Below are 14,296 nucleotides of genomic sequence, written 5' to 3'. Positions count from 1 at the left end.
TCGGAATCCAAGCCTCAACTAACGTGAAGCCTATAAACTAACAAGCCCACGTTTAACAGCAACAATGACGGCTTGGATGCGATCGCTAACTCCCAGCTTGCTTAAAATACGAGTCACGTGCGATTTCACAGTGCTTTCACCAATATTTAGAGCAGTTCCAATGTCTTGGTTACTCAATCCCTGCGCCATTAAACGGAGCACTTCTAACTCTCGTTCACTGAGTACAGGGTTGTTCATCCGTTCTACCAATTTTCTTCCCACGGTCGGAGAAACATACTGCTGACCATTATGAACGATGCGAATCGCATTCAAAAGTTCATTTGGTTTTGCATCTTTAAGCAGATAGCCCTGAGCGCCTGCTCGCAATCCTCGATAAATATCTTCATCGCCATCATAGGTTGTTAGCACAATAATTCGCGCTGACTTAAATTCGGCACAAATCGCAGTAATGGCTTCAACCCCTGCCATTTTCGGCATTCGTAAATCCATGAGAGTGACATCAGGCTGATGTTCACGATAACGGTCGATCGCCTGTTGTCCGTCCTCTGCTTGAGCAACCACTGTCATTTCTGGATCATAGTTAATGATGTTTGCCAATCCTTCTGTAACGAGGGAGTGATCGTCAACAATCAGAACCCGAATTTTAGTGGATTGACTCATGGTGATTCTCGCTCCCGATTGACAGTGACAATAATTTCTGTTCCTTGCCCAGGCTGGCTTTGAATTGTTAGATGTGCGCCAATCCGTTCTGCTCGCTCGCTCATTCCCAACAAACCAAAGCCAACAAGTGATGAAAGGCTCCCAACCCCAAAGCCTTGTCCATCATCTTTAATGCGCAGAAGACATTGAGCATCGTTATACACTAGCTCAACCAGAATTCTACTAGCATTGGCGTACTTGATGGCGTTTGTTAAAGCTTCCTGTCCAATCCGTAGTAAGTGATTTTCTACTTCAGTTGGAAGAGAGTAAATTATACCCTTGCTTTCGTAGATTAAAGTGGTCTTGGTAGTTGACCGCATTTGAGTTACAAGGCGATGTAGAGCATTCTGTAAAGTATTCTCTTCTAACAACTGGGGACGGAGCGCTACCACTGAGCGACGAGCTTCAGCAAGTCCAGTTCGAGCTAATTCATCAATCTTTTCCAGCCTTTCCAGATATATCTGTGCAGATCCCGAATCATCTACCAGCATTTGTGTTACAGAGCCTACATGAAGCAAAACGCCTGTAAAAGCCTGCGCTAACGTATCGTGAATTTCTCGTGCCATACGGTTGCGTTCTTCTAAAATAGAAGCTTCCTCAGCACGTTTGCGGTCACTAATGTCAAGAATTACTCCTAACATTTGCACAGGCTGTCCGGTTGTGTTGTAAATGCCTCGACCTCTGCCAACTAACCAACGAATACTGCCATCTGGATGAATCACTCGATATTCCGCTTCAAAATCGGTATGGGTTTCTAGGGCTGTTTCAACGGCTTGCTCAACCCAATCGATATCTTCTGGATGAACGCGATCTCGCCATGCCTGATAACTGCTCTCAACTTCACTGGGGACTAATCCCAGCAATCGCGCATGATTGTCGTTCCAATCCACTGTGTTCTCAATAATATTCCAGTTCCAACTGCCAATGTGGGTGAAGTCCATTGTCAACCTGCGTTGTTCTTCACTCTGTCGTAGGGCAGTCTCAATTCGCTGGCGCTCTTCAATCTCCTCAGAGAGCAGCACAGTTCGTTCAGCAACCTGTTGCTCTAAGGTGCGATTGTAATCAGCAAGTAGTTGCTCAGCTTTCTTGCGTTCGGTAATATCTTGAAAAGCAACGATTCCATAAACTACATTGCCCTGTTCATCAAAGACAGGAGTGCCCCATACCTCAATTGGAATGGTTGCATTGTTCTGCCGGATATCTATATCATCAATCTTGGTACGTTCGCCGCTTAACGCCCGGATGGCTGGCAGTCTCTCTGTTGGATAGATTTGATTCGTTCCGGTCACATAAAACTGATAAACCTCAGCGATTTGATTAAGTGCTACGGAAGGATCAATCGCTCTACCCATTAACTGAATTCCCCGTTGATTAGCGTAGTAGGGGCGACCAGTCGCATCCACTATTCCAATTCCTACCGGAACCGCTTCTAGAAATTGAGCCATCTGACTTTCGCTAGTGCGTAGCTTTGAATAGAGTTTGGCATTTTCGATCGCAATTGCTGCTTGAGTAGATAGTAGATTTAGAAGTTGGGAGCGCTCTGCTGTGAATGCCCCAGTTACTAATCGATTTTCCAGATACAGCACACCAACAAGTTTACTTTGATTCAACAGAGGCAAACAAAGAAGTGATTTCGTTTGGTTCTGCTGAATATATGGCTCATTGATGAAATTACCTTCACGAGTTGCATCATTTAAGATGATAGATTCATGAGTCCGAATCACATAATGAATGATGGATTCGGGTAAGCGATTTACCACTGTAATCGATTGCAGTACTTGTGTAGTACAAACATTTGCCCCATCAGCCAGTTCACAAGCAGCCTCAATCGCCCATTCTCCTGCGTTTTCCAAAATCAAGCACCCAGTTTGTGCGCCCGCATTTTCAATTAATATCTGCATCAAAGAATTGAGTAACTGATCCAGTTCAATTTCGCGAGAGATGGCTTGGAATGCTCTGATCACTGTTGCTAAGTCGAAAGCAATATGTGAGGTGTTAGAAGTAGTTCCAGCAGTGGTGTGAACTGGTGTGGGAGACACATTTAGTGACTGAGGAAAAAATTGTGGATAGCGAGTCTCTAAATCTTTGGCTTTTGCGGTTGCTCCCCACCGCTCATAGCAGTAATGGGCTTCCTTCATATAAAGTTGAGCAAACCTTTCTCGACCACGAGCCAAGTAATGTTTGGCAGCTAACTCATAGCCTAAGGCTTCTTCTTGAAGGTACTCGTTTTGTTTAGCACCTTGAATTGCTTGTTCGTAAAACTCCTCTGCTTCAAAAAACTGACCCAAAACTCGTGCTTTCTCTGCCTCAACTAACTGAAATTTATGCAAAAAATTCATGGGGGCGTGGTTTGCCCATTTCTGCATCTTCTCTTGGTTGGCGTTAACGCGATTCAACCAAGTTTCTTTTTCAGAGTTTGAAGCATCTGCAAACAAGCTCAAAAATATGAGGGAGTCATAGAAATGAAATGGAGGTACAGAGACTAATGCCGTGGCTGCGCTTAAATATTGTTCTGACAAAGTAGCCGTTTTTGCAGCTTGCTCATAATCCCCGAACAGATAACATAAAATCAGCTTATTTAAGTAAAAGTAGTGAAGGCTAGTTCCATCCTTGACAGCGATCGCCTGTGATAATGCCTGCTCTTCGTCATAGAGACAACCCACTAAGCGACTTGGATTTTCAGATTGACCTCGCAGGTTAAGGATCGTTTGCTGCAACATTGCCAGCCAAGTGGAAACAGTCTCTCGTCTAATTTGACTGGTGGCTTTACGATAAATCGCTGTTTGTTGTTCCAGTTCTGTCAGTTCTTGTCCTGCAAAAAAGGGGCAATAACATAGGCTAAATGCACAATAACCTGCAAATTCAAACTCTCCACTTTCTATTCCGCTTTGATAAGCATCCGCTAAAGCGGGGAACGTCTCTTTCAGGTGGGCTTTCCAGTGAATGATATGGAAATTCACCATCAGCAATGCTTTGCAGTTACCTCTCTTGTTATTTAATCTTTTCGCTAAATTTAAGGATAGTTTGCCAAATTGATAGCCTAGTTCAAGGTCTTGTACAACTCCACATAGCATCATGCCATAGGCAGCATAACCGAGAAGCGACCAGATAGCGTTTCCATGAGCGATCGATAAATTCACCATCTTGCAGACAATCAGCACCATCAGAGGGGGTGACACATTAAAAGCCGCTCCCACTGTGCTGACTAAAATGTAGATTGCTGCCAGTGGCACAGTTTCAGTCATCTCTGGCAGATCAATCAAATTTTCGATTTCTTGCCCAGCCAATCGTGAAGCTGTTTCCGCTAATCCTGCTTGAACGTCTAACTGACTTGGGGCTTCTACTAAACTAATTCCCAAGAGTTGCAGCACTTCCAAACCAGCTTTTAGTGCTTCTTTAGGGTTTCGCGCCAGCCATGCTTGAATTCTGCTATCGTAAGCTTTCACTTTATCAAGCACTGTCTTCGCACGGTTGAGCACTTCTTCTACAAGCCGCTCCATTTCATCAAAGTGACCACTGAGGTATGCTGCCTCTGTTGCCTCTGAATGCAACGCCAAAGTTAGGTCATACTCATGCTGCCAACTTTCCACATCAAGGAGTTTAAGACCTGTATTGAAATACTTGAAAGCTGCTTCATAAGCCGTTGCTGCTACTGCTTTCTGACCTGCTTGCAAATTCAGTTTGGCAATCTCATTCCGTTCAGGTTGCTCAGTGATTAACTCGCTTCCATAATTTAGATGGTCAACGATTTCAAACAACCGCTCTGCTCGCTGCTCTGGCGAAGTCTTTTGGAGTAAATTGCGACCGATTTGCAGATGTACCCCAAGTTTTTGCGATTCATCGATTAGAGCATAAGCAGCTTGCTGTACGCGATCGTGCAAAAACTTATATTCTTGAACTAATAGGTTTTCATCTAATTCAGATATAGGTTGAATTAATCCAGCTTGAATGGCTACTAGTAAATCTAGAGAAATTGCGTTAGGAGATTGTTCGCAAACGATCGCTAATGTATTTAAATTAAATTCAGCACCGATACAAGCTGCTAACTGGAGAATTTGCTGTGTGTTTTCTGGTAATTTATCTAACTGGATAAGTAGCAACTCCACCACATTATTAGTAATTTCCTGGGCTTGAATATCAGCAATGTTCCATTGCCAGCATAAGTGTTCAGTATCAAAGGTCAGCAGATTTTCGCTATGCAGCATTCTCAAAAATTCACCGACAAAGAAAGGATTGCCCGCGGTTTTACGCAGTACTAACCCAGCTAAGGAACGAACGGTGTCTGCATTCTGATGTAGCGTCTCGGCAATTAATTGACTCAGTGGCTCAAGCGTTAATGGTGTTAGGATTATTTCCTGAAGCACTGCCCCTTGTTTTCGCATTCTTTCTAGCGTTAACATCAACGGATGAGTTGGATTTACCTCATTATCTCGATAGGCTCCAATTAAAAATAGGAATTGGGTTTGTTCATCAAGCAACATCAGCTCGATTAACTTCAGCGTTGCTGAGTCTATCCATTGCAAATCATCTAAAAAAATCACAAGCGGGTGTGACTCTGAACAAAACACCCGCACAAACTTCTGAAAAATTAGATTGAAGCGATTTTGAGCTTCAGTTGCTCCAACTTCTGATACAGGCGGCTGCTTGCCGATAATTAATTCAACTTCCGGGATGATATCAATGATAATTTGTCCGTTGGTTCCCAAAGCCGTTAGCAAGCGCGATCGCCATTGTTGCAATTGCTCGGCTGGTTCACCGAGCAATTGTTGTACCAATTTTTGCAGGGCATGAGCGATCGCGCTGTAGGGAATATTGCGCCCAAATTGGTCAAACTTACCTGAGACAAAATAGCCGCGTTTTGCAGTGATGGGCTTGTAGAGTTCTTGTACTAACGCAGATTTGCCAACCCCAGCGTAGCCAGATACCAACATCATCTCGACTTGGAATTGAGAATTTTCTTGATTCTTCACTCTCAATTCTTCATTCCGCGTTTGTGCTACTCTGTCAAACGCCGCCAATAATGCTTCAATCTCTGCTTCGCGTCCATACAATTTTTGAGGAATTTGAAACCGATCCGAAACGTCTTGAATACCCAGTTGAATGCCATCGATTTTATCGGTTTGTACAAACTGGTGTAGACCGATTTCTAAATCTGCTTTGATCCCCCAGGCACTCTGATAACGATCCTCTGCGTTTTTCGCCATCAATTTCAAAACGATATCGGAAACGGCTTTAGGGATCGCTGCATTCAGTTCGTGAGGTGGAAGTGGCTGTTTAGCAATATGACAATGGACTAGCTCAAGGATGTCTGTTGTGGGAAACGGCAACCGTCCAGTGAGCAGTTCGTAGAACGTCACGCCAAGGGAGTATAAATCGGTGCGATAGTCGAGCATCCGGTTCATCCGCCCGGTTTGCTCTGGCGACAAATAGGCAAGCGTGCCTTCTAACACATGGGGACTTTTAAAAGTCGGATTCGTGCGGTTAAATTGGGTGGCAATCCCAAAGTCAATAATTTTGACAACGCCAGTATGCAGATTGAGGACGATGTTTCCAGGGTTGATATCTTTATGAATGACATTGGCTGCATGGATTCTGCCTAGAATGTCGCAAAGGGCGATCGCCAAATCAAGAAAAGTCGATAAAGGCATAGGACAGAAGATATCTGGGCGCTTGTGCATCCATTTTTCTAGGGACTCTCCCCCAAAATCTTCTAAGAGAATCACCAGAGTACGTTGATAATCCTGCTGGCTGTATGCCTTGACAACTCCTTCCAGATTCAGGGAACGGGTAATTTTATATTCCTGTCTGTAGCGGGTTAGTTCTTGAGGTGAGGGATAATCTTGCTTGAGTATTTTTACTACGATCGCTACTCCATCCTCTCTAATGCCCCGATAAACCAGAGAATTAGAACTTTCGTATATTTTGTCTTGGATGGCAATACCAGGTAGAGCAATCATAGAGCAACTCTTGAAAGGATAATCTGGCATAACTCAAACTATACAGCAATCCAGCTATCACATTTTTCATCTTCTGAAATTTTATCAAGATAGGGGAGAAGGGGGGAATTAAACAATTTATTAAGGGTAAAAAAAGTTTTAACAATTCAAAATTCACGCATTCGCTCATTAAAGACATTTTCAGTCGGGGATTTAAACCCCCACTGAAAATCTGCTACGTTTAGACGGAGGGGTCTTAAACCCTTGAATGTACGATAAAGTTCATCGCAACGCAAAAAGCACTCGCTGTGCAGAAAAGCAAAGATCATTTCATCAAGAGTAAGGTGTGATATTTGGCATTGTGCCTGTCAATGCCCAGTTGCCGACTTCCCGAATTTTGTAGTCCACAGGATCGTGAAGCGTTGCTGTACGGAGGTTTCGCCAGTAGCGATCAAAGTCATAACTCCGTGCTGTGGCGCTTGCACCCATCACATCAAACATTTGCGTTGTAATTGCTAAACCAATTTTGGTGACGAATGCTTTTGCTGTGTAAACAGCGATCGCCGTTTCTCCTCTTTGTTGGGCTGTTAAATTAATGCCCTTTTCGATGGCGGCTTGCAGTACTTGGGCTGCTCGATCTGTAAGTAAGGTTGCTGCTTCTAACTCCATCCAAAATTCACCATAGTGATGCAGGATGTAAGGGTCTAGAATCGCCTGTTCTACCCCTGATGTAATCCAAGGGCGAGTTCTAGTTGTAGTGTATTCTCGTGCAGTTGCAAACGCACCTTGAACAATGCCTAGATAAATGTTGACTTGGTTGAGTTGTTTGGAGACATTGAGTAAGGTGGCGATCGGGCTGTCACTTGGATAAATAGAAGTTAGAATTTCATCTGGTGTCACCAAAACTTGCTCAAACGTGACGCTACCTGAGTCAGTTTGGCGTTGTCCCATGTTGTCCCAATCTTCATTAAAGCGAATGCCGGGGCGATCGCTAGGAACAACTGCAATTACTGGCTGTTTAGAATCAGCACTTAAGGCACTGACAATCATCCTGTCTGATAAGCTTGCTCCAGTGGCAAATCGCTTGATGCCATCGAACTGCCAGCCATGCTTAGTCGGAGTTGCCACCAATCTTGGATCAAGCGCATTGGCTGCATTTGCCCAAAACCAGTTGTGCTGCACTGTATCTAAGTAGAGTTGTTCTACTTGTGTTGGATTGCTGGTTGAGAGCGAGCTGACAATCGTGGTGTGATTGCCAAACAGCTGACCGATAGAGCCATCAGCTTTGGCGAACTCGCGGATCAACCCAAAGATGTTGACCCAGGAAGTTTCTCCTAATCCCCCATAAATTGTAGGAATCACCAGATTGAGTAGACCGCTTTGACGTAACTGCTCAATCTCATGAATAGGACGACTGCCACCGGTGCGATCGCGTTCTGCGGCTGTTTTGGCAAGTTCCTGGGCAAGTTGATGACCAATAGCGAGAAAATTAAGCGGTTTTGTTGTTTCTAATAATTGCATCATATTTAGTTCTCCTGGGAAACTTTATTTTTCTCGCTGCCTCATTTGCTTGGTAGATTATCAGGCGATCCCAAAATTTCGTCGCCAATTTCAGCAGAAATACGTTGAGCTAACTCCATATCTGGTATTTCGTTTTCGTTCTGCGTTCCTACCTCTGCAATTAGTCGTGCAAAGGCACTAGGAGAAGCAACCATCAACCCACGAGCAGGTTTGTCGCTCAAAACACCGATCGCATGGGCTGTACCAGGAGGAATCAAGAAGGTTTCGCCAGCTTTCAGCACAGCCTTGTTTTCACCTGCCCAAACTGTGAACTCTCCTTCTAAGACATAGAGTTGTTCAGAATAACGTGTGTGGCGATGGAGAGGAGTTTGTGAGCCAGGTGGAAAATAACCTTCGATCAGATCGTATTTACCTTCGGTTGTAGTGTGGTCTGCAATGATATCCAGGCGAGAGCCAAACAGCCAGAAAGATTGGGTCATGAGATTGCTCCGATTAATGCGTGAGTTATTTTCAGCATTCAACTGAATTTAGCTTTGGTGTACCAAGGGGTGGGATGAATTGAACTGATACCTCTAATCCATTCGATGTCCAATTCATTCATAGAATCAGCACTCATCTTGTTCTTTTTTAGATTGATCAAGCTCAATGTCCGCCCCGATGAACTTCATTATTGAGCGATCGCCCAATACACACCACTCAAGTTCTCCCAGTTAAAACGCGATTTAATTGTTCTGTGATGGAAGAAGACCGCAGAAAATAAGCCAGGAGCAATTAAATCTGGTATACTCTAACCAAAACGGAATCATTTGCCTGCAATCTGTGTTGCTGAAACTTACCGTCAGTCCTTAATTAACAAAACGCCCGATATCTTAAGAAAAGATTCGCTAATTCCTTTGCACCATCGGCTGATCTAATGGATTCCAACTCATCAAAAACTAGACGAGGTCGCTCCACTTCTTCTCGAGTGCGAGGAGCCATCCTATCGCCTCAAGGGTGGCAAAAGTTTCAGACGGCAAAACAGCAGGCGGAATCCGATGAAACCTGGGGTAAGCGCTTCAGCCATGAGGATCTCAGCGATCGCACCGGACTGTCCCTAAATACCCTGGCTCGCATTTTCAAGCGCGAACTGGGGGTTGATCGCCAGTCATTGGAATATCTCTTTCGGGCGTTTGGGCTGGAATTAACGCAGGCAGACTTGACATCCCCCACTTCATCCCAAGAGACAGAGAGCCGATGGACAAATCCCCAACAGGACTGGGATACGGCAGTCGATGCCTCAGTGTTTTATGGGCGTGAGGCAGAACTGACACAACTTTGGCAGTGGATTGTATCTGAGCGCTGCCGCATAGTCGGACTATTGGGCATTGGCGGCATTGGCAAAAGTACAATCGCCGTCAAAGCTGCGCTGCAAATGCAAGCAGAATTTGAGATTGTTGTCTGGCGCTCCCTGGCTAATGCACCACCACTAGATGAACTCCTGTCGAGCCTGCTGAAGTTTCTCATGCCGCTTTTTGGGGAAGATCCTATTCTTCCTACCACGCTAGATCAACAGATATCTAAACTGATGCAATATCTGCGATCGCGTCGGTGTTTACTGCTGCTGGATAATGCTGAGACCATTTTGCAGCGTGAGCCAGTAGGACAATGGCAATCGGGCTACGAAGGTTACGGACAATTGCTCAGAGCCATTGGCGAAGCGTCCCACCAAAGCTGTTTGTTGCTCACTAGTCGAGAAAAGCCACGGGAAATGGTACTAATGGAAGGCGCACAGGCGCAAGTGCGATCGCTAACCTTAAGTGGACTAACCCCTGCTGATGGACGCGCTATCTTTCGGCAAAAAGGAGCGTTTACAGGTTCAGAAGCCGAATGGGAGACTTTAATCCACCACTACGGTGGCAATCCTCTGGCATTGAAACTGTTGGCAGCCGCAATTGGTGATTTATTTAACGGCAGCATTACAGAAGTATTACCGTATCTGAGTCAGGGATTGGCTGTTTTTGAAGACATCCGCGATTTGCTAGAGCGTCAGTTCGCTCGCCTATCCGAAGCAGAACAGAAAACACTGTTCTGGTTTGCAATTCATCGGGAGCCAGTCTCGATTGCAGATATTCGAGAGAACGTGGTTGATCCTGCTGCTCAACAAAGTGTACCTAATTTAATCAACTCACTACTAAGGCGATCTCTAATTGAAAAAAACGATGGGTTATTCTTCTTGCAACCTATGGTAATGGAATATATCACAGAACGATTCGTGCAACAAATTTGCATCGAATTTGAGACGCAGAAGCTTAACGTTTGGCAAACGCATCCCTTAGTGCAAGTACAAGCAAAAGATTACATTCGAGAGATTCAGACGCGCTTAATTGTGCAACCTGTGATAGAACAGTTGCTGTCTCGCTTTGGCAGCGTGGCGGCGATTGAGGCGCAAGCAAGGCACTTATTAACGCAACAGGGGAAGAAAGCAGGATACACCGCAGGCAACTTGATTAACCTGCTGGTGCAGCTTCAAGTGGACTTACGCGGCTGGGATTTTTCTGGTCTTGTGGTGCAGCAAGCCGACTTACGGCAGGTCGATTTAGCCGGAGTCAATTTTCAGAATGCCACTTTCGCCAAGTCCATCTTTTCAGAAACACTCAGTATTGCCATGTCGGTAGACCTGAACCCAGATAGACAGACCATTGCTGTGGGTGATTCCATTGGCAACATCTATCTGTGGAACATTAGCACAACCCAACTCCTAGCCACCTTTTCAGGACACAAAGGTTGGGTTTGGTCGGTTGCCTTTAGTCCCGATGGCAAAACGTTAGCCAGCAGCAGTAGTGATAGTTCGGTGCGCTTGTGGGATGTCCAGAGTGGAAGCTGCTTGCAGGTGCTGACAGAACATAAAGGTGGCGTTCGCTCAGTGAGTTTTAGTGCCGATGGTCAGCAGTTAGCAAGCGGCAGTGAAGATAAAACGGTGCGCCTATGGAATTTGCAAGGGCAGTGTCTCCATATTTTGAAAGGACACACCCAGAGTGTTTATTCTGTCCATTTCGCGCCGGATGGGCAAACCTTAGCCAGTAGCAGTAATGATACAACCGTTCGCATTTGGGATGTGAGCAATGGTCACTGTTTGAGTGTCTTACAAGAGCATACCAGTGGGGTTCAGTGTGTGCGCTACAGCCCGGATGGTCAACTGCTTGCTAGCGGCTGTCGGAATGGATCTATTCGACTGTGGAGCACTCATCTGTCACACGATCAACATCGAAAACCCCATGTCATAAATTCCAGTGTCAAGGTACTACAAGGACACACTGATTGGGTTTGGAACATTGCCTTTAGCCCAGATGGTCATTGGTTAGCCAGTGCCAGTCTTGACGGTACGCTACGCCTTTGGGATATTCAAGACGGGCAACCCATTCATGTCCTTGAGGGCCATACCCACGATGTTTTTGGCCTTGCCATTAGTGCTGATAGCCAATTGTTGGTCAGTACAGGAGAAGACCAAACGGTGCGGCTGTGGCATTTATATAGCGGACGAAACCTAAAAACGTTACGTGGATATACGGGTGGGATTCATTCCCTGAGCCTCAGTTCGGATGACCAGATACTCGCCAGTAGTGGTCAGAATGAAATGATTTACGTGTGGCATTTGCAACCACATGGCAATCCGTCATCGTATCACCCTTACAAAACGTTTCTCAGCCCGACCCGTCAAACGTCCTCATTCAGCAACGTCAGCTTTAGTCCCGACAATCAAACGCTCGCAATTAATCGACACGATGAGTTGATCGCTTTATGGAATATTCAAACTGGACACCTTGAACGATGGTCAGCGCACAATGCGGCCCTGTGGACAGTGTTGTTCAGCCCAACAAGACAAATTCTGGCAAGCAGTAGTTATGATTGCACCGTGCGACTTTGGGATATGCAAACACATCACTGTTTGCATGTGTTACGCGGACACCAGAACGGGATTCCCGCGATCGCGTTCGACAAGAGCGGTCAAATATTGGCGAGTGGTAGTTTTGATCGCACCATTCGCTTGTGGGATGTGCAAACTGGAGCATGTCTGAAGGTTTTGCAGGGACATATAGGTACAATTTTCGCACTAGGGTTTGATTCGGGTGGTCACAGGCTGGCAAGCGGCAGTCAGGATCACACGGTTCGATTGTGGGATGTGCAAACTGGAGCAGGACTGAAGGTTTTAGAGGGGCATACAGGAGCCGTCTGGACGGTTGCCATCAGTCCCAACGGTCGATTTTTAGCAAGTGGCGGTGACGATCAAACGATTCGACTGTGGGATCTGCAAACGGGGCATTGTCTCCATATCCTGGATGACCATAGCGGTTGGGTTCGGTCAGTTGTCTTTAGCTCTAACGGTCAAATCCTATTCAGTGGAAGCGATGATCGCACAATCAAGCTTTGGGACGTGCAAACAGGATGCTGTATCGAAACGTTAATGGTCAATCGCCTGTATGAAGGTATGAACATTCAAGGCGCAACTGGGTTGACAGTGGCTCAAAGAACGACTCTTAAAGCGTTAGGGGCAATTGAACATTGAAGCGACATACATCCAAATTCAGTGCCTTCGCTTGTGTTCAATGGTGTCTAGCAACTGTTGAAAGGCGTTGAGCGATCGCGCCATTTCCTTGTCCACGAGTTGGTCAATCTGTTCATCCGAAAGTGTTTCCGTTTCGCTTGTTATAATTTGTTCATCGCTTTCACCGTCAATCAGCCTTGTAGGCAGCAGAGAAACCTTACGATACCTTAAGAGCGTTGACGGTTCCAGCATCATCACGGTTTCAGGAGTTGCTATCTGAAAATATTGCCATGCAGATTCAAGCGGAATATCTGTGCAATCCCAAACCAACCGCAGTGGTTTTGCCCCTTGAGGGAGCGATCGCTGGCGTTGACTTTGATAGTGTTCATAGAGCAGCCTGGATTGCATCATACCAAAAGATGTTTCTGAGTGAGCAATTAGTGGATTAATCGCCGCATCCAACCGATAAATGGCAAAACTGGCAAAGCAAACGCCCTTACTTACGGACTTTTTTAGTTGAATCTGCTTCTCTAATCCTCTGAGATAATGGTCAAAAACTTGGTTGTATACGTTTAGAGAAAACACTAACGTAGCATTCACGTTCATGCCTTCCTTCAGTAGTTGTTCAATCACTGGCATCATTAATCGAGTCGCGGGGATTCTGAGTAACAAATTACTCCACCCCACAGTTCGCCAGATTCTTTGAGCGGCAGCGATCGCAGTTTCAGCTTCAAATAACGTGTCAGGTGGCAGATCGACTTGAACATAGCCATCTTGTCCTTGTGTATGAGCATGAACTGGTTTCAACCGATCAGCCGCTAATTGCAGGTCTCGCACAAGCAAATATTCATAATCTGATCGAGCGCTCCGGCTCATCCCTTGTTGTACCAGCGTGTTGAAGTCGCGATCGTAAGCATGTCCCTGGATGGCAAGGTTCAACGCTTCAAAGTTTGATCGTATACCCCTTAACCCATCATCTTCAATGGATTGTTGCAGCTGACCACTGCTCACCCAACTTCGCTCAAACCCATCAAGCCAAATGGATTGTCCAGAGTGACGGAGTGACTGCAACAGGTTCATAGCTGACAAATCTTATGCTCAAAGATTCAAACTTCAATAAACCAGTTTGGCAACTTTCTTCAAATGACACCACGCAAGATCCATGAGTTAAGCACCAACTTAAGTGCGATCGCCAAAATTCTAGGCAAACATCAAGGTACAGTACAAAGATGGTTAGCACACGAAGATGATTGTTCTGTGATGTCGTTATACATAGGTTAAACGACATCGGGGTAAAAACGCTTAGTATTGCACGTTATGTTACACCCACTGTTTTTATCAAGCCTTAGAGCGCTTGCTTATTGGTTTTTTATTCTTTCCTCCTGCCAAGTCCTATTTCTGTATCAAACTTAAAGTTAATCGGTATAATCAGTAGATTCAGCCAGAGTGCGCCATTGTGCCGTTTCTTGCTCGACGTAAGCGTTTTTCTCAGCAATGGCTCGCAGGGTATCTGTACCGAGAGGCAACCGTAGCGGTGGAGTATCAGCATTCGCAAGTTGAAGCAGGGTGAACGAAAAAAGGTGTGGGAGAGTAGTTAGCGAGCATCTTACGCTAACAT

At 45.4% G+C, this 14,296-nt stretch carries 7 protein-coding genes and 1 pseudogene; 2 read left to right on the top strand and 6 right to left on the bottom strand.

Features of this window, described 5'->3' with window-relative positions; translation table 11 throughout:
• Nucleotides 1-30: 30 nt before the first annotated feature.
• The 4 genes from AC5JL8_RS27945 to AC5JL8_RS27930 all read right to left on the bottom strand — a co-directional run bounded on the left by AC5JL8_RS27945 (nucleotide 31) and on the right by AC5JL8_RS27930 (nucleotide 8,635).
• Nucleotides 31-660, bottom strand: coding sequence for a response regulator (locus AC5JL8_RS27945; protein ID WP_495882940.1), 630 nt, complete (start codon nucleotides 658-660; stop codon nucleotides 31-33).
• On the bottom strand, nucleotides 657-6,656 hold the full coding sequence (locus tag AC5JL8_RS27940) for an AAA family ATPase (RefSeq protein WP_495882939.1): 6,000 nt from the start codon (nucleotides 6,654-6,656) through the stop codon (nucleotides 657-659). Before AC5JL8_RS27940 ends, AC5JL8_RS27945 begins: the two co-directional genes overlap by 4 nt.
• Nucleotides 6,657-6,968: 312 nt before the next feature.
• Complete coding sequence (locus tag AC5JL8_RS27935) at nucleotides 6,969-8,159, bottom strand: acyl-CoA dehydrogenase family protein (protein WP_495882938.1); 1,191 nt, start codon at nucleotides 8,157-8,159, stop codon at nucleotides 6,969-6,971.
• Nucleotides 8,160-8,197: 38 nt separating this feature from the next.
• Nucleotides 8,198-8,635: a cupin domain-containing protein gene (locus AC5JL8_RS27930; RefSeq protein WP_495882937.1), complete on the bottom strand. Its 438-nt coding sequence runs from the start codon at nucleotides 8,633-8,635 to the stop codon at nucleotides 8,198-8,200.
• A gap of 434 nt (nucleotides 8,636-9,069) precedes the next feature.
• Here AC5JL8_RS27930 and AC5JL8_RS27925 point away from each other — a divergent pair, with 434 nt between their 5' ends.
• Nucleotides 9,070-12,699, top strand: coding sequence for a WD40 domain-containing protein (locus AC5JL8_RS27925; RefSeq protein ID WP_495882936.1), 3,630 nt, complete (start codon nucleotides 9,070-9,072; stop codon nucleotides 12,697-12,699).
• Between the two features lie 18 nt (nucleotides 12,700-12,717).
• Here the strand turns inward: AC5JL8_RS27925 and AC5JL8_RS27920 are convergent, their stop codons facing one another.
• Nucleotides 12,718-13,758 (bottom strand): transaldolase family protein, encoded by a 1,041-nt coding sequence (locus AC5JL8_RS27920; RefSeq protein ID WP_495882935.1) that lies wholly within the window; start codon nucleotides 13,756-13,758, stop codon nucleotides 12,718-12,720.
• Between the two features lie 63 nt (nucleotides 13,759-13,821).
• Here AC5JL8_RS27920 and AC5JL8_RS27915 point away from each other — a divergent pair, with 63 nt between their 5' ends.
• Nucleotides 13,822-13,959, top strand: a complete 138-nt coding sequence (locus tag AC5JL8_RS27915) for a hypothetical protein (protein WP_495882934.1) — start codon at nucleotides 13,822-13,824, stop codon at nucleotides 13,957-13,959.
• A 134-nt stretch (nucleotides 13,960-14,093) separates the two neighbouring features.
• Here AC5JL8_RS27915 and AC5JL8_RS27910 read toward each other — a convergent pair.
• Nucleotides 14,094-14,296 (bottom strand): annotated as a pseudogene (locus tag AC5JL8_RS27910) (hypothetical protein); the annotation flags it as partial.

It is taken from the genome of Mojavia sp. (assembly GCF_059505145.1).
The sequence above is the reverse complement of the archived record's forward strand: the minus strand, read 5'-3'. Positions and strand labels throughout refer to the sequence as shown.

Bases quoted from the DNA above. Each gene is read 5' to 3' on its own strand.
- AC5JL8_RS27945 (WP_495882940.1), bottom strand. From the start codon at position 660: ATGAGTCAATCCACTAAAATTCGGGTTCTGATTGTTGACGATCACTCC.
- AC5JL8_RS27940 (WP_495882939.1), bottom strand. From the start codon at position 6,656: ATGATTGCTCTACCTGGTATTGCCATCCAAGACAAAATATACGAAAGT.
- AC5JL8_RS27935 (WP_495882938.1), bottom strand. From the start codon at position 8,159: ATGATGCAATTATTAGAAACAACAAAACCGCTTAATTTTCTCGCTATT.
- AC5JL8_RS27930 (WP_495882937.1), bottom strand. From the start codon at position 8,635: ATGACCCAATCTTTCTGGCTGTTTGGCTCTCGCCTGGATATCATTGCA.
- AC5JL8_RS27925 (WP_495882936.1), top strand. From the start codon at position 9,070: ATGGATTCCAACTCATCAAAAACTAGACGAGGTCGCTCCACTTCTTCT.
- AC5JL8_RS27920 (WP_495882935.1), bottom strand. From the start codon at position 13,758: ATGAACCTGTTGCAGTCACTCCGTCACTCTGGACAATCCATTTGGCTT.
- AC5JL8_RS27915 (WP_495882934.1), top strand. From the start codon at position 13,822: ATGACACCACGCAAGATCCATGAGTTAAGCACCAACTTAAGTGCGATC.